Below are 16511 nucleotides of genomic sequence, written 5' to 3'. Positions count from 1 at the left end.
TTAAGCATTGCTCTCGGCGAATTCTGCAGATCCATCACCACAAGATGATACAACTATGAAAAAAGACTACAAACACCTTGATCAATTAATACCCTTGGAGAGGCTAAAACCTGCTTTTCAAAAGTTCTGTAAATCTATGCACGTAGGATGCATCATTACTAATTCTGAGGGCCAAGCCGTTATTGAGGAAAATTGGCAATGTCTCTGCAAAAACGATGATGGGATATCAGATCATTCTGTTTCACATAGTTGTATTGAGGTGGAGAATTTCTTTGAAGGAAAACTTCACAGTGGTGACAAGTCCATTATTTTCACCTGTAAGAGCGGCATGAGTAGTGTCGGTGCACCCATTGTTATCGATGGATTACAGGTTGCCAGTATTTTTCTAGGCTTTTTTTATTACTCCTCGGCCGATATCGAAATACAAAAAAACCTTGCCGAGGGCAAGGGTACTGACCATACCACCTATCCAGGAACTTCAGCAAACATACCCACTTTCTCTGAGGAAATGGTACAGCAGACCGCCAGCCAGCTGGAACTCTTCGTCGACTTAATCAATGAAATGGGGCGGAATGTTCTCCAGGAAAGACATGCCCATATGCAACTGAAAAAGAGTGAGGATCGGTATCGTAACATGATCAATTCCCTGCCTCAGGTCATTTTCGAAACTGACCTGCAGGGAATGATCGTCTACGCTAATGTATCGACGTCTAAGACCTTTGGCTGCACTCCGCAAGAAATCGAAAATTCGATCGATTATTCCGCCTTTGTCACACCTGAAGATCGCCCTAAAGCTTCGGATCGCCTTATGCGCCTTTTCGCTGGTGAGATATTGGACCCTGAAGAATATACATTAATGCGTAAAGACGGCAGTGTGTTTTCAGCGCTTGTTGTTTCACGGCCAATGTATTCCGATGGGGTAATAAACGGAGCACGAGGGATCATTTTTGATATTACTCATCGTGTGCAGGCAGAAGAAAAACTGCGGGAGAGCGAACAGCGTTATCGAGCATTATTCGAAGGAGCTCATGCCGCCATTCTCATTATTGTTAATGATAACATAGTCCAATGTAACGACAAGGCATTGCAGCTTTTCAAGCGATCCCGGCAGGAATTGGTCGGCACCTCGACTTCCAGTCTTTCATTTACCCGGCAGCAGGATGGCCATTTAGTGTCATTTGATACAGAACTATGCAGATTCGTGGCTGAACAGGCTGGGGAGGAGAGCTTTGAATGGCATTTTTGCTTGCCGGATGGCGAAGTATTGGAGACAGAGGTATGCCTGAGCAGAATTGAACTGATAGGACAATCCAGTTTTCAAGCAGTTTTTCGTGATATTACAGAGCAAAACCGAAGTAAACGCGCACTCAAAGAACGAGAGTCGTTATGGCGGGCAATTTTCGATCGGGCCCCATTTGGTATTGCTATCAACCGTATGTCCGATGGGGTCTTTCTTGATGTTAATCCTGCATACGAAAAGTCTAGCGGCAGACAGGCTGCTGAGGTCATAGGTAAATCATCTGTATCTTTACTTCCAGCCTCAGAGCAGGAAAAAAGCTATAAGATTGCTCAAGCTTTATTGAAGACTGGATGGATCAACACTCAGGAAGCTGCAGTCGTGAAAAAGGACGGTACACCAGGCCATGCCATCTATTCAGCTGCTACCTTTAAATCGGGGAAGGAACTCTGTGCAGTGAGCATGTTTGTTGACATTACAGAACGAAAGGAAATGGAGAGGAAACTTCAGCAAAGTGAAGCCAAAATGCAGAGTCTTTTCCAGGCTGTTCCTGTAGGGTTGACTATAATAGAAGGACGCACCTTTCGTTCAGTAAATGAACGGCTCTGTGAGATAACAGGTTATGAAGCATCCGATCTTCTCAATCAAACATCTCGCAGGCTATACGAGAGCGAAGCAGAATTTGATCGTGTAGGCACAGCCCTCTATGGAAAACTGGCCGTGACCGGCCGGAATTATGTAGAAACATTGTTCAGGCATAAAGACGGTTCCCTGCGTAACGTCTCACTATTTTCAGCACCACTTAACTCCGATGATATCGGTGTGGGCGTTGCTGTGGCCATTCAGGACATTACCTCGCAGAAAAAAGCAGAAGCGGCATTACTACGCAGTCAAAATCGTCTTTCTTTTGCCATAAGTGCCACCTCAGATGCTATATGGGAATGGTATCCTGAAGATGATTCCACCTATTTCAGCCCCCGCTGGTATGAAATGCTGGGGTATGCCGACCAGGAATTTCCGATGAACATAGAGGCATGGAAAAGGCTCTGTTATCCTGATGAATTTCACCATTCAGGAAATATTTTTCGATACGTTTTAACCACCTCTTCCGACAGCGCCTTCAACAACGAATTAAGGATGCGGCATCGTAATGGAGAGTGGGTATGGATACTTAACCGTGGCAAAGTGATGCAACGCGATGCTGCGGGTAGGCCGCTTTTACTTGCAGGCACTATTACCGATATTTCTCAGCGTAAAACCGCAGAAATTGCCCTTATAGAAAACGAAAAACGCTACAGAACACTGTTTGAGGCTGCCAGTGACGCAATCCTTATTATCCAGAACGGTCTCATTACTGATTGCAACGCGAAAACCCTGGAAATGTTCAGGTGTACACAACAGGAGATCATTGGCCGATCGCCTGCTGACCTTTCTGCATTGCAACAGCCCGACGGCAATACCTTTACTGAAAGAGGGGAATATTATCTGGCCGAGGCTTTAAAAGGCGTATCCAGGCAATTTGAGTGGCTGCAGTCTCGTCCTGACGGAACCCTCTTTTATGCTGATGTCAGTTTGAATACCATAGAACTTTCCGGCGAAAAGTTCATTCAGGCAATCATTCGTGACATAACTGACCGAAAAAATACAGAACGGGCCTTAAGGGAAAGTGAATTTCGTTTTCGCTCTTTTTATAACAGCAACCCGGAGGGGATTGTCCTTCTGGATTTTAAAGGGCGTATCATTGATGTTAACAAGGCCTTTCTGAAAAAAAGCGGCTTTGTGCTTACTGAATGTGTCCGTAAAGATTTTAAAAAATTTGTCCCTGAAAAATACCAAAGCATGCTGGTCCAAACCATCATGGCTCTCAGGTCAGGTATATCTCAAAAAGACCCCTTGCAAATCTATTACCATACTAAAAATGGTGACAATGTGCCTGTTTCGATCCGGGGGTGGCTGGTTGTGGATGAAGAGAGCATCCCTCTCTACCTCGGTGTTTTCATACATGACTTGAGCAGAGAGGTGGTCCTGGCAGAGGAAAAGGCCACGTTGGAGAAACAGGTGATCCAATCCCAAAAAAGTGAAGCGATCGGCACTCTGGCTGGTGGCATTGCGCACGACTTCAATAATATACTTGGCGGCATTATAGGCTACACAGAATTGGCTCTTCACAAAGACCCTTCAGCTGTTGAGGCTGGAATGCGCAATTATCTCGAACGCGTTCTTGAGGGAGGCTACCGGGCCAAAGAACTTGTTCAGCAGATACTTCGTTTCAGCAGAAGCAGCAATTCAGTGATGGAGCCTATGCAGCTTATTCCTGTGATCAAAGAAGCTGCTGCCCTACTCCGCTCGACATTACCAACAACTATACAGATCAAGGAACAGGTGGATATAGATAGCGACAGGATTATTGGTGATTCCACACAGATTCATCAGGTCGTTATGAACCTTGCCACGAATGCTTACCATGCCATGCGTGAAAACGGTGGAGTGATGACAATTACCCTGGAAAAGGTGATGCTCACAGATTCGAAACAGTACATGTCCATGATCATTCCACCTGGCAAATACCTGCAGCTACGAATTTCTGATACAGGTTCAGGAATAACTCCATCAGTTCTGGAGCGCATCTTTGAGCCATATTTCACTACCAAAAAAGTGAATGAAGGAACTGGCCTCGGTATGGCTGTCGTTAAAGGTATTATCAAGAGCCACAGGGGCTTGATAGAGATTGACACCACATTAGGTAAAGGAACACATTTTGATATATTTCTCCCCCTTACCGAGGCAGCAGTAGCCCAAGGAAACAGCTCTCCTGAGAATTATCTTCCTGTAGGAAATGGAGAACGAGTGCTCATTGTCGACGATGAGGCCTATTTCCTGGAGGTTGTTGTAGATAGCCTCAAACTCCTCGGATATCAGGTAACTGCAAGTCAGAGCAGTGTCGACACTCTGAAAATATTCAGGGAGAATCCAGATAATTATGATCTTGTGATAACAGATCAAACCATGCCGGACATGACAGGGGTTCAACTTATACAGGAAATACGTACAATCAACCAAAGCATACCTATCATCCTCTGTACCGGCTACAGCGAAACTGTAACCGAACAGTCAGCCAGCTATTACGGTATTACTGGTTTTTTGATGAAACCGATCAACGTACACGATCTGGCTAAAGCCATTGATACTATTTTATCAAACAAAAATACATGATGAACAATAAGATATGCTTTACTGCGATGAGTATTGCATAACACTACAGCAATACCTCAGAACTGGTATGTGGTTTCAGAAGGGCAGTTTTGATATTGCACAGGCTGCTTACTGACATTCCCCCCCTGCGACACACGGTTTTCCACAGATGCTGCAAGATGGATGGTTTACAAGGAAATCGCACGTCAAGCCTTGCGTTAGAGATTACTATATTATCCCATCAAAATTTCAAAAGTTTCCCGAGTAAAGGTTTTTAGCACCTAATAAGTAGGGAATTCCCACTATTTTTCAGCACCCTGTCGATGTATATTTTTGGTTAGGGTTGATTAGAAAGATCGCAAGAATTGATCTTCCACCACTCGCCTGCAGAGGGGAAGGCGAAATGGTGGAAAGCGGTCTCATCAGTTGCTTCGTAAGGGGGGGGAGGCAAATGAATACGTTGCCTGTAGTATACAGTATACGCAACGTTACCGACAGTATCGGGATTATACTCTACATAATTTGGAGTAAACCACGATTTAACGAATGAACGTGTGTCCACCACAGTTCATAACCTGTCGGTCAGTCCTTACATTATCACCGGGGACACCATCGTCCCCGGTGATATCTCCATATTTGTCCTTACACATAAAGAGTATCCAGTAACCGAGGTACACCTTTCCCAATTGACTGAGGTCAAGCCCTGGAACCATACATTACTCAAAAACATTTTTGATCTTAATACGAAAGAACAATCTTTCGGACGACAATCAGGTCCATAGTCTGGATAATAGTCATTTGATTCTCAGTGAAACCGAGAAGCCAAAACCGTTTGTTCATACGTTGAGATAACATTTTGAATACATAGCTACTGCCCGGTCCGGGAAGTGGATCAGGGGCTTGCCATTTTTGATAGATGTAAACTTACGTATATCGGCAATGCAGGCACATGCAGGCATTGCCTTTAATTCAAGCAGATGTATGCAGATATTCATTTGTTTGAATCCAGCAATACGTACACAGGGGGAACTATGAAAAAAAGGCTATGGAGTATCTGTTTATGTACGGGTGTCATGTGTATGCTATATCCTTTGAGCATTATGGCAAAAGGGTATATGGGCGGTAGGGGCGATGTCGTTGTCGCTGAAGAGCCGGCAGACACCGGAGATGATGGAGGTGATGGAGGTGTACCTGACACTGTTGACGGCCCGAATAACGACAATATGTCAGATGCTGGAAAATTATTTGGCGACCTGTATGTCATACTGCGTCAGATGGGAGGGGCTGAAGATAAAAAATTAGTCCCAAACGAGGATGGGTCGCTCGTAGTTTCTTCTACGGTGGTCGGCGGAGAACCTGTTCTAACAGTGGTTGATCCTCCAACTAATGGCACTGATGGCGAAATTTTTGTTGACGTAAACAAACTAGATTACGGCTGGTATGCTGCTGAAATCGGGGAAGACGCAAACGAAAACCCTATATATGAAGTTCAGCAGTCTGACTATCCCGCCCTATGCGTTCAGCCGGTGGCAAGTTACGAACGCTGGGGGAATATTAATGACGAGACCGGTCTAACCAAAAATCGGTTGCCACTTGTAATCACATATGACGCCACCTGGGGTCGCAGTGAGTGCGAAGTCGGACAAATCAACGGTCCTGTAACAGTCAATCAGAATGATGGCGAGCTTACAATTCCCATCAACGAATATTTCGTTGAACCATGTGAGAAGAACACTGACGGCACAGTTGAAGTTACTGAAAAATGCCAATGGACAGATCCGAAAAACGGCCTGGTCACCTATCCCGATGGTGTCCTCTGGACAGAACTTATTGGAGAGGTCCACTTCGGGCGACTTAATCTAAGTCGCTCACCAGAAGCCGTATTGCAAGCAGCCTTTGATGAAGCAATTAACACAATCAACAGTGACGATACTATCGCCATCGAGATTGATGCATCAGGACGACTCCTGATGACTAAAAACGTCTATGATGAATTTTTGGTTGATCCCGATACCGGCACACCACTTCCAGTGACTGACCTAGACGGCAATCCAATTACAGTCAAAAAGGCGATCGACTCTCCTCTTGAAAACCTTGCTCTGTACGTAAAGCTGATGCAAGACGGACATCTGGTTACCCCTGGAGACGAACGGGCCCCCATTGACCGTTCAAAAAATGGCGGGATACCTCTCTGGAAGTTGCTCGAACTTGAAGATGGGCCTGCCGATGCAGTTTTGCGTCCAACCATTGATATCGCCAAAATGAAAAATTGGGGTCTTGGTGATCTTGTGGTTACGACGCCACTACCACCATATTATACATACTATGACTGCACCAATATAAATGGCACTGAGGTGGATTGCATGGAATGGGACCCAGATCCAACGCAGCCGGAAATTGCTGGTGAATGGGTAGCTAACCCTGATGCTATTGACCGAATACTATTAACAACTACTACTCCTGAGACAGATTGCCCTCAAGTTATCGATAGCAATGGCGAATTCATGGAGTATGCCTGTGAGGGGCCTTTTACTGGTATTGAGACCGATTTCTCTGATCCAAAAACATCTGAAGATTTCAAATTCGCAGCAGCCTTCTTAGCGGCAGCCGCAGACAAAACCGGTCATATAACTGTTGATATGGTTGTGTACCTTAATTCGATCCTGGGAATTAACAAGGTACTTGGCTTCAGCGAGTATGAAGTAGATGGAACCCCTACAGATGGCGCCATTGATTATAGTGTTAGTCCAGTTTACTTCAATTTTGAAGGCGTCGTAAACGAGAACAGAGGCACAATATTCAGCATGCGTGGTGAAGTGTTAAAAGAAGGGGGGAAGCCTGACCAAGCAAGCTCAACCTATACTGGATCTGTAAACGTTTTACAGATCTCTTCCGATAACTGGACGGAGACTACAGTGGGTATCGCAGGTGCACAGATGAATGGAACAACAATATTTGACAACATTAACTTGATGAGTGTCAATGCTGATGGATCCCTTGTTTACGATGAGGCGACAACCAATATCCTCGGCTTTACCCAACACGCAGATGATGACTTAAGCGTCATCGAGTTTATTCACACGTACCAGATTCCGGAACGCCGTTAGTCGTTCCAGCATCTTATCAGGTAGATAACCACTTAAGACCTACTTTCAGCCATGCAGGGCGAGTGCAAAATATAGGCGCTTGCCCTTGCGTGCTCTATCATTCCACAGGCAATGTGTTATCAATACCGACCACTTATAGACAATCATTCCACGCAATTCAAACAGTTGGTTTATTTCAACCTCAATCGTCTTTTCTAAACGATTTATAGATTCAATCGAGTGTCCTGTCATGCCTCAGATGTCTAATTCTGCTCGCCCTTTTCACTTCCTGACTTCGTTACTCTTTCTGTTACATAGCGCTGCTATGCTCTATCATTCGTGCCTTGCAGGAAGAGAAAAAAGCGTCGCATTATTACGACATCTGACACATGACATGACACAAGTTATGGATTTTTGTTCACCTATTTTCATCTAGATTGCATCCGGTGGAGTAAGCCCGCAGAGCATTTCGAGAGGCACGGTCAACTAAGGAAAAAATCAGATCGACATCACTCTTTTTTTTGGAAGGTGCATGACCTCGTATTTGGGTAAAAGAAATATTTACAGTATCAATACGTTTGTAAAACTGCTTATAAAGTTCATGATTTCTCAGCAGTTTTCCATTTTTAGCATGATACTCATTTTCCTCCATTCTTTTTCTACGTGAGTTCAGCCCTACAATATTTTGAGAATCTGTATATGAGATAACTTCAGTTGCGGATATTTCTGACAATGCCCACAACAATGTCTGTAGTTCCAATTTTGTGGAAGAGGTGTCTACGAATTGCTTTAATTTTATGTGACTGGCCAAATGTATTTGACCTTCTGACAAGGCCAAATACGCACCATAGCCAATTCTTGTCTTTGTATTCACGCTTCCATCTGTAAAAAGCAGTATTCTCATTTTTCCATAATATTTTTAATATATAACGTTCAAAAAGTACGTTAAGCCATTTCGGATTTTGGTCAGTCAACGGGAATAGGGCTTGTATTTTCCTGCCAATCCCACTCTACATTTCATCTAATGTCCCAGGATGTCTACTGTGGTTTAGTCAAAATATCTCCTATAAACCTGGCAAGATGTCTCTGGATTATCTAGACTGTCTGTTGACTGCTCAATACAGTCATAACGGACTTGAACCCTTCCCTCTAATACACTCAGGTCTATAACATTTTCTGCATTGTAAAAAGCATTTCAGCACAAACTATATGAACGATACATTTCAACAAATAAGCCTTGTTGGCTTTATGAAACACAATGGCGGTTTAGAATTTAGAACACTTTCTGAATCTGAGTACCAATTCAGAGCAAGAATACAGGACATTCATTTGAATCCAGGTGGTATTACTCATGGTGGCTTCATCATGAGTCTGATGGATTCAGGAATGGGGACAGCTGCTCATCGGGTACTCAGTAATAACGCAAGAGCAGCAACAATTTCCTTCGATGTCAAATTTATCTCCGCTTCTAAAACGGGTGATTTACTGCTGGGGACAGCCAAAGTCCTTAGAAAAACACGCTCCCTGGTTTTCATGCAGGGCGAATTACGATGTGGCCAGCAGCTCATTGCCACTGCTGAAGGGATTTGGAAGGTCCTCTAACTTGTCTAGGATCCGACAGACTCCTTGGTCGATTTTTTCTGGTATTCAAAAATCCCGTCCTTGGTAAGATGCATGTAACATCAATCACAATGCCTTGCTGTACACTGAGAGCAAAAAATATATTTAAGGTCTCGTATGAATACATATTACTTTATTCTTGAAGTCAAGCCACAGCTTGAAAACCCCTTGGGTGCCCACGTCCCCAGAGCAATTGTCCATATATGGCTGTTATCAACAGATATAGAAGAAGCAAGGGTTATCGCACTTCGTTTTCTTACGTCCGACGGTTGGGAAGTAATAGAGGAAAAGGACGCGTATTTACTCACTCCAGAGAAGATAAACGGGTTGGGAGAAGAAGACTCGTCTTGTTATCACACAGCTCAATCTGAAGGAATCCACGCGAAGTTTAACTACTGGCACAAGTAATCACGTTTCGTTTACCACTGATTACGAATCGAAGCAAAGGACAGACATCAGTTAAGATCCCTTCCATAAATTAACTCAAAAGTTACTTCACCATAATCATACTATTGACCAATAAAAAAGGGCCAATCTTCCGATTGACCCTTTTCAATTCATACCCAAATCAATGACATACTAATACATACCTTAAATGTTATTGATTTTTTCACACGACACAACTCGCCCTAAATGTAACGCAAGCTATTCAACCGTTACACTTTTTGCGAGATTTCTTGGCTGATCCACATCACAACCACGTCGCGAGGCAATCTCATACGAGAGTAACTGAGCTGGTATCGTATAGAGGATCGGATTCATCACATCTGCAACTTTCGGTAAATAGATAACATCTTCGGTTATGTTTGACAGATGTGCATCCCCTTCAGTGCCGATGAGTATTATTCTGCCCTGCCGTGCTCGTATTTCTTCTACGTTGGAAATGGATTTTTGATACACATCATCCTGCGGTACTAAAGCAAGCACCGGCATATCCTTATCAATAAGTGCTATCGGGCCATGCTTTAATTCTCCGGAAGCATACCCTTCTGCATGAATGTATGAAATTTCCTTGAGTTTCAACGCACCTTCAAGAGCAATGGGGAAGTTGAGTCCACGGCCGATAAATAAGAAGTCGCGGGCGTCGTAATAGCTTTCAATCAATGTTCCGATCTCTTCCTGGAGTCTTGGGATCTCTTTTTCTATTACGCCTGCAATATCAATCAGATCTTTCCCTAACTTGAGGCGCTCTTCGCCAGACAGTGTATTCCTCTGCTCTGCCAGAAAAAGGGTGAGTAAAAACAATGCCGCAAGCTGAGAGGTAAATGCCTTTGTTGAAGCAACACCTATCTCAGGCCCTGCATGGGTGTAGATGGTGCCATCTGCTTCTCGGGTCATTGTTGAACCGACAACGTTACAGATAGTGATAACCTTAGAACCAAGCCCTTTTGCTATGCGCATTCCTGCAAGAGTATCTGCGGTTTCTCCTGATTGAGAAAGGGAAACAGTCAGCACTCTTTCATTTATAAGCAAATGTCGGTATCTGAACTCGGAGGCAATATCAACCTCAACCGGAATATGTGCATACTTTTCTATCCAGTATTTTGCCACCAGTGCAGAATGCAAAGAAGTGCCGCAGGCCACAAATATTATACGATCAATGTTTTCAAGATCTGAGGCTGAGAGGTTCAATTCCGGGAGATTTACCTCTCCGGTTTCCGGATTGATCCTGCCGCTCACAGTATTGGTAATCGCCTGCGGCTGCTCATAGATTTCCTTCAGCATAAAGTGTTTGTAGCCAGCTTTTTCTGCCATTGCAGCATTCCACTTTATGGTCTCGATCTTCTTTTCTATGGTCTTGCCATCAACCAACGAGAATATGTCCTGACTTTCACTGGTGAGCACTGCCATTTCCATATCATTTAAGAAAATGACTTCATTTGTATAGGGTAGCAGTGCAGGGATGTCGGATGCGAGAAAGGTTCCTGAAGCGGCGCTCACGCCAAGCACTAAGGGACTCTGGTTTCTTACTGCTATAAGTGTGTCCGGCATTCCTGCCCAGAGAACACCGATTGCAAACGAGCCATCGAGCAAGGCAACAGCCTTCTTTACAGCTTCAACAAGATCGTTCTCAAGATTATCTTCTATAAGATGGGCGAGTACCTCGGTATCAGTTTCGGAGGTGAACGTATGCCCTTTTGCCTTCAGCTCTTCCCGCAAAGAATGATAGTTTTCAATGATCCCATTATGGACCACAACAATATCCCCTGTACAATCGCTGTGCGGATGGGCATTTTCTGTTGTTGGTGCGCCATGAGTCGCCCACCGCGTGTGACCAAGGCCAATGTGAGACGGAGTAATTATTGCGTCATCTATTATGGCTTCGAGGTTGGAAAGTTTCCCCTTCGATCTGTGCTTGACCAGCTTTCCGTCTTCAAGATACACTACCCCGGCTGAGTCATATCCTCTGTATTCAAGGCGTTTCAGCCCTTCTAAAATTACCGGCAACACTCTTTTGGGACCACAATAACCAACTATTCCGCACATATTTTTCTCTTAAAATTACTGTAAAATTGTTTTGAATGAACAGGTAAAGAAATTGACCGACAGAGCATGTCAAATGCATTTCCAGGAGGCAGTCCGAGAATTTATTGACCCTTTATTGCTTTGCGCCCCGGGTAACTCACTTTGCCCTCCAACTCTTCTTCTATACGAAGCAGTTGATTATATTTAGCAACTCTATCGGAACGACACAGAGAACCGGTTTTAATCTGACCTGCCGCTGTACCCACTGCAAGATCAGCGATAGTCGCGTCTTCCGTCTCACCACTTCTATGGGAAATAACGGCTGTATAACCGGCATCTTTAGCCATACGAATAGCATTCAATGTCTCTGTTAATGATCCGATCTGGTTGAACTTAATCAAAATTGAATTAGCCACCCCGGTGTCAATTCCCTTCTTCAAAATTTTTGTATTTGTCACAAAGAGGTCATCGCCAACAAGCTGAATGCGCTCTCCAATCTTTTTGGTCAGGCTTGCCCATCCGTCCCAATCACTTTCATCGAGGCCATCCTCAATTGAAATAATAGGATATTTTTCGCTCAGTTCAGCCAGGTAATCTCCGAATTTTTCAGAATCAAAGATTTTCCCCTCACCTTTGAGGTCGTAATTTCCATCGACATAGAATTCAGACGCTGCGCAGTCGAGGGCCAGGGTAACATCCTTATCCATCTGATACCCCGCTGCCTCTACCGCCTGGACTATAACTGCCAGTGCCTCTTCGTTTGAAGACAGGTTTGGTGCAAAACCACCTTCATCGCCTACAGCCGTGCTCAAACCTTTGCTGCTCAGCACTTTTTTCAGGTTATGGAAAATTTCCGCACCCATCCGCAGCGCTTCCCTGAAATTTTCAGCACCCACAGGCTGGATCATGAACTCCTGGATATCAACATTGTTATCCGCATGCTCCCCGCCGTTGATGATGTTCATCATCGGGACCGGCATCAAATAGGCACCGGGGGTTCCGTTTAATTCGGAAATGTGCTGATACAAAGGAATTTTTTTATCCATTGCAGCAGCTTTTGCATTGGCTAAAGAAACTGCCAGAATCGCATTGGCACCGAGTTTATCTTTATTGTCTGTTCCATCCAGATCAATCATTATCTGATCGACCCCTTGCTGATCATAAGCGCTGTGCCCAATCAGGCCGGGACGAATGGTTTCATTTACAGCTGCAACGGCCTTTAGTACACCTTTGCCCAAGTAGCGACTTTTATCACCATCCCGCAATTCAAGTGCCTCCCGGGAACCCGTCGAGGCTCCTGATGGAGCACACGCCCTGCCCCAGGCACCTGATTCAAGGTATACGTCCGCTTCAACAGTGGGGTTACCCCGTGAATCCATTACTTCCCGGCCTATAATCTTACTGATATCTGACATAATTATTTCCCACCTTTTGAGGTAATATCTGAATTCCGGCGTCAACTTTGGATGGAGACGAAACGTAAAAGAGATCCCCCGTTTTAACCGGGGATCTCTTTTTTAATTGATAAATCTGTGCTTACGCCATCAAACTTCCCAAATGGTTTAATGTCCTGATTAATTGGCAAACATAGCTCATTTCATTGTCGTACCAGGCTACAACTCTAACCTCATAAATATTGGTTCCACAACGTTGCGCAAGTGTTTGGGTGGAATCGAAAAGTGAACCATAGCTCATACCAATTGTATCGCTTGACACCAGCTCTTCATCAGAATACCCAAAGGATTCATCTGAAGCCTTTTTCATTGCTTCATTGAGCCCCTCAACACTTACAGAGTCAGTTTCATCTTTTAATGTAGCATCAAGAATAGTGATGGAACCAGTAGCAACTGGAACGCGTTGTGCTGACCCAATAAGTTTTCCGTCAAGTTCAGGAATGACAAGACCGATCGCTTTCGCAGCACCGGTCGAATTCGGGACAATGTTAATTGCTCCAGCTCTTGCACGACGAAAATCACCTTTACGATGCGGCCCATCAATAATATTCTGGTCACCCGTATATGCATGGATCGTTGTCATGAAACCTGTTCGTAACTCACGATAATCATTCAATGCCTTTGCCATAGGAGCAAGGCAGTTGGTTGTACATGATGCACCAGAGACAATGAGATCATCACTTTTCAGTATCTGATGATTTACGCCATAAACAATGGTTGGAAGGTCACTGCCTGCAGGAGCTGAAATAAGAACTCTCTTTGCACCTGCATCAATATGCGCCTGGCTTTTGGCTTTTGAGCAGAAAAAGCCGGTACATTCTAAAACAATGTCCACCCCAAGTTCACCCCAAGGGAGATTCTTCGGTTCCGGATCTTTGTAGACTCTGATTTTCTTTCCATCAATGATGAGAGAATCCTCATCACTTTCGACAGTATGTCCTGCAAAACGGCCCTGAACACTATCATACTTCAGAAGATGAGCAAGCATCTTTGGATCTGTTAAATCGTTAATTGCCACAACTTCAAAACGATTGTCTCCAGCAAGTTCTCGAAATGATAGTCTTCCTATTCTACCGAAACCATTGATAGCAACTTTAAGCATAATATTTTCTCCAAGTATATGTATTTATATTTACTAGATGATGTGTATTGAAGTACGGGCCAGGAGGCTGTCCGGTAATGACTTTTTCCCAAAATCTTCGGATTTTTAAAAAAATAATGCTCGCAATATTAAGTATATGGCTGTGCCTATTTTCTAAAAACTTCTCGATTTTGACCAAAACTCTAATTCTCGGACAGCCTCCTGGGAGAGAGGTCGGATCAGGCCTTTCCGGCACTGCCGAGCACGTCCTCATTTTTTAATTTTATCAATTCGATAAGTTCAGCTCGTGCCGGGCCGAGATACTTCCGTGGATCAAATTCTGCTGGCTTCTCCGCAAAAACTTTCCTGATCATAGCGGTCATGGCAAGACGGCCATCGCTGTCGATGTTAATTTTGCACACCGCTGATTGTGCCGCCCGACGCAGTTGTTCTGCGGGGATACCCACAGCGCTTTCCAGGTTGCCGCCATATTGATTGATCATGGCAACATGCTCAGGCGATACAGAAGATGCACCGTGCAACACTATTGGATACCCCGGAAGACGTTTTTCGATTTCCTCTAATATATCAAAACGCAAGGTTGGTGGTTCCTCGCCCGGCTTCAATTTAAATTTATGGGCACCGTGGGAGGTTCCGATAGATATAGCAAGGCTGTCCACCCCGGTTTTTGCGACAAATTCTTCCACCTCTTCAGGCTGGGTATAGTGACTCACCTCAGAAGAAACCTCATCCTCAACACCTGCCAGAACACCCAACTCTCCTTCAACAGTTACACCGTGTTTATGGGCATACTCCACTACTTCCGCAGTGAGCCGGATATTTTCCTTAAAGGAATGATGTGAGCCGTCAATCATGACAGAAGAAAAACCACTATCTATACACTCTTTGGCCAGCTCAAAACTGTTACCATGGTCTAAATGCAGGGCTATAGGAATGTTGCTGCCCATTTTCCGCGCCATGGCCACCGCACCTTGCACCATATGCGGCATCATCACAGCATCGGCGTATGTCCTGGCACTGCCGGACACCTGCAAGATAACCGGAGAATCAGACTGCACACAACCGGTCACGATGGCCTGCAGCTGTTCCATATTATTAAAGTTGTAGGCTGGAATGGCGTATTTATCTTCCATTGCCTTATTAAACATCGCTTTGGTGTTCACTAACCCAAGTTTTTCGTATGGAAAAGAATCAGCCATCATACATCTCCGTAGTATGTGCGTAAGTCTGGTTGGCACGGATTTATTTGTACTAAAGTTTTGATATTCTATTAAAAAGTCGAAACACTTTCAGGAATGGGCTCTGGAAAAGTTTGATATACGAGGCGTAGTGTCTTAAGCGGAAATTCTGCAGTACATAGTACGACGAATTGCCGCTTAAGACCTACAACGAAGTAGATCGGATTTTACGAATTCATAAAATCATTAGATTTCTTTGAGTTTAACCTTCTCTAACAACTGATTCACCTGTTCGAGAGAGCCAACCGATGTCCCTTTCTGACTGGCAGTGGCAGCGCCACAGGCAATCCCTTTACAGAGAGCATCCTGCATGCTGTCTCCCCGGCTCAGTCCCCAGACAACCCCTGCAACCATGGAATCACCGGCACCGATAGGGTTGGCAGCTGTAATTTCAGGACTGGCAGCCAACCACGCCTTGCCGTTATCAACCAGTACGGCCCCCTCTTTTCCTAGCGAGATAATCACGTTACGCGGTCCCATCTCAGAAATTGCTGCACCGACAACCGCTATCTCTTCCTTCGTTCCGACAGGAAGACCGGTCAGCCCATGCGCTTCTTCATCATTAGGCTTAACCAGCAACGGTTTAGCTGCGCAGTTCTGACGCAACGCTTCATCACTTGTGTCGAGGAATACCTTTGCTCCTGTAGACTGAATGATGCTGATCAGCTCTGTATAGTAGGTCGGCGGCACCCCGGGAGGCAAACTGCCGGCAAGCACCCACCAGTCTCCTTCCTTAACCCGGTCGCCAATCTTCTTTGCAAGTTGTGTAAGATCTGCTCCGGTGATGGTGGGGCCCGGCTCATTGACTTTCACATACTGACCATTCTCAGAGCTGACAATAGACACATTGGTGCGGGTTTCTCCCCCGACCCAGACAAAATCAGTCTCAATGCCAAGGGACTGGAGCTTATCATTCAGCATTTCGCCACTCTTTCCTGCAGCAAACCCCAGTGCCACACTCGAAATCCCGAGGGACTTGAGCATGCGGGCAACATTAAAGCCCTTCCCACCGCAGTCTACCCGCCAATCCGAGGCTCGCAGGACAGTATCGAAGGAAATGGCATCAACGGTCATTTCCCGATCAACTGCCGGATTGAGTGTAACGGTGAATATCAT

The 16511-nt window shown here is 44.8% G+C and carries 12 protein-coding genes; 4 read left to right on the top strand and 8 right to left on the bottom strand.

What is annotated here, in order from left to right; all coding sequences use genetic code 11:
- Window positions 1-55 precede the first annotated feature (55 nt).
- Window positions 56-4450, top strand: coding sequence for a PAS domain S-box protein (locus FCL46_RS27295; RefSeq protein ID WP_136808197.1), 4395 nt, complete (start codon window positions 56-58; stop codon window positions 4448-4450).
- Window positions 4451-4968: 518 nt separating this feature from the next.
- Here the strand turns inward: FCL46_RS27295 and FCL46_RS27290 are convergent.
- Entirely contained in the window at window positions 4969-5142 is a 174-nt protein-coding gene (locus FCL46_RS27290; protein WP_153307127.1) for a hypothetical protein, read from the bottom strand.
- Window positions 5143-5265: 123 nt separating this feature from the next.
- Window positions 5266-5424, bottom strand: a complete 159-nt coding sequence (locus FCL46_RS27285; protein ID WP_153307128.1) for a hypothetical protein — start codon at window positions 5422-5424, stop codon at window positions 5266-5268.
- Window positions 5425-5508: 84 nt separating this feature from the next.
- On the opposite strand from FCL46_RS27285, the gene FCL46_RS27280 reads away from it, so the two are divergent.
- On the top strand, window positions 5509-7536 hold the full coding sequence (locus FCL46_RS27280) for a hypothetical protein (RefSeq protein WP_136808198.1): 2028 nt from the start codon (window positions 5509-5511) through the stop codon (window positions 7534-7536).
- A 397-nt stretch (window positions 7537-7933) separates the two neighbouring features.
- On the opposite strand, the gene FCL46_RS27275 is transcribed toward FCL46_RS27280, so the two are convergent.
- Complete coding sequence (locus tag FCL46_RS27275; RefSeq protein WP_136808199.1) at window positions 7934-8419, bottom strand: ribonuclease HI; 486 nt, start codon at window positions 8417-8419, stop codon at window positions 7934-7936.
- Between the two features lie 305 nt (window positions 8420-8724).
- Here FCL46_RS27275 and FCL46_RS27270 point away from each other — a divergent pair, with 305 nt between their 5' ends.
- A complete protein-coding gene (locus FCL46_RS27270; RefSeq protein ID WP_136808200.1) occupies window positions 8725-9117 on the top strand; it encodes a PaaI family thioesterase in 393 nt (130 codons plus the stop codon).
- Between the two features lie 135 nt (window positions 9118-9252).
- Window positions 9253-9543: a hypothetical protein gene (locus tag FCL46_RS27265; RefSeq protein ID WP_136808201.1), complete on the top strand. Its 291-nt coding sequence runs from the start codon at window positions 9253-9255 to the stop codon at window positions 9541-9543.
- A 237-nt stretch (window positions 9544-9780) separates the two neighbouring features.
- On the opposite strand, the gene glmS is transcribed toward FCL46_RS27265, so the two are convergent.
- The 5 genes from glmS to pfkB form a co-directional block, all read right to left on the bottom strand.
- Window positions 9781-11622: a glutamine--fructose-6-phosphate transaminase (isomerizing) gene (gene glmS, locus FCL46_RS27260; protein ID WP_136808202.1), complete on the bottom strand. Its 1842-nt coding sequence runs from the start codon at window positions 11620-11622 to the stop codon at window positions 9781-9783.
- 101 nt (window positions 11623-11723) lie between these two features.
- Complete coding sequence (eno, locus tag FCL46_RS27255; RefSeq protein WP_136808203.1) at window positions 11724-13016, bottom strand: phosphopyruvate hydratase; 1293 nt, start codon at window positions 13014-13016, stop codon at window positions 11724-11726.
- 121 nt (window positions 13017-13137) lie between these two features.
- On the bottom strand, window positions 13138-14157 hold the full coding sequence (gap, locus tag FCL46_RS27250; RefSeq protein ID WP_176371629.1) for a type I glyceraldehyde-3-phosphate dehydrogenase: 1020 nt from the start codon (window positions 14155-14157) through the stop codon (window positions 13138-13140).
- 218 nt (window positions 14158-14375) lie between these two features.
- Window positions 14376-15356, bottom strand: a complete 981-nt coding sequence (locus FCL46_RS27245; RefSeq protein ID WP_136808220.1) for a class II fructose-bisphosphate aldolase — start codon at window positions 15354-15356, stop codon at window positions 14376-14378.
- 225 nt (window positions 15357-15581) lie between these two features.
- Complete coding sequence (gene pfkB, locus FCL46_RS27240; RefSeq protein ID WP_136808205.1) at window positions 15582-16511, bottom strand: 1-phosphofructokinase; 930 nt, start codon at window positions 16509-16511, stop codon at window positions 15582-15584.

Origin of the sequence: Desulfosediminicola flagellatus (assembly GCF_005116655.2) — a bacterium.
Taxonomy (GTDB): domain Bacteria; phylum Desulfobacterota; class Desulfobulbia; order Desulfobulbales; family Desulfocapsaceae; genus Desulfopila; species Desulfopila flagellata.
The sequence above is the reverse complement of the archived record's forward strand: the minus strand, read 5'-3'. Positions and strand labels throughout refer to the sequence as shown.

Bases quoted from the DNA above. Each gene is read 5' to 3' on its own strand.
- FCL46_RS27270 (WP_136808200.1), top strand. From the start codon at position 8,725: ATGAACGATACATTTCAACAAATAAGCCTTGTTGGCTTTATGAAACAC.
- FCL46_RS27245 (WP_136808220.1), bottom strand. From the start codon at position 15,356: ATGGCTGATTCTTTTCCATACGAAAAACTTGGGTTAGTGAACACCAAA.
- FCL46_RS27280 (WP_136808198.1), top strand. From the start codon at position 5,509: ATGCTATATCCTTTGAGCATTATGGCAAAAGGGTATATGGGCGGTAGG.
- FCL46_RS27290 (WP_153307127.1), bottom strand. From the start codon at position 5,142: ATGGTTCCAGGGCTTGACCTCAGTCAATTGGGAAAGGTGTACCTCGGT.
- FCL46_RS27285 (WP_153307128.1), bottom strand. From the start codon at position 5,424: ATGAATATCTGCATACATCTGCTTGAATTAAAGGCAATGCCTGCATGT.
- FCL46_RS27275 (WP_136808199.1), bottom strand. From the start codon at position 8,419: ATGAGAATACTGCTTTTTACAGATGGAAGCGTGAATACAAAGACAAGA.
- eno (WP_136808203.1), bottom strand. From the start codon at position 13,016: ATGTCAGATATCAGTAAGATTATAGGCCGGGAAGTAATGGATTCACGG.
- pfkB (WP_136808205.1), bottom strand. From the start codon at position 16,511: ATGATATTCACCGTTACACTCAATCCGGCAGTTGATCGGGAAATGACC.
- gap (WP_176371629.1), bottom strand. From the start codon at position 14,157: ATGCTTAAAGTTGCTATCAATGGTTTCGGTAGAATAGGAAGACTATCA.
- glmS (WP_136808202.1), bottom strand. From the start codon at position 11,622: ATGTGCGGAATAGTTGGTTATTGTGGTCCCAAAAGAGTGTTGCCGGTA.
- FCL46_RS27265 (WP_136808201.1), top strand. From the start codon at position 9,253: ATGAATACATATTACTTTATTCTTGAAGTCAAGCCACAGCTTGAAAAC.
- FCL46_RS27295 (WP_136808197.1), top strand. From the start codon at position 56: ATGAAAAAAGACTACAAACACCTTGATCAATTAATACCCTTGGAGAGG.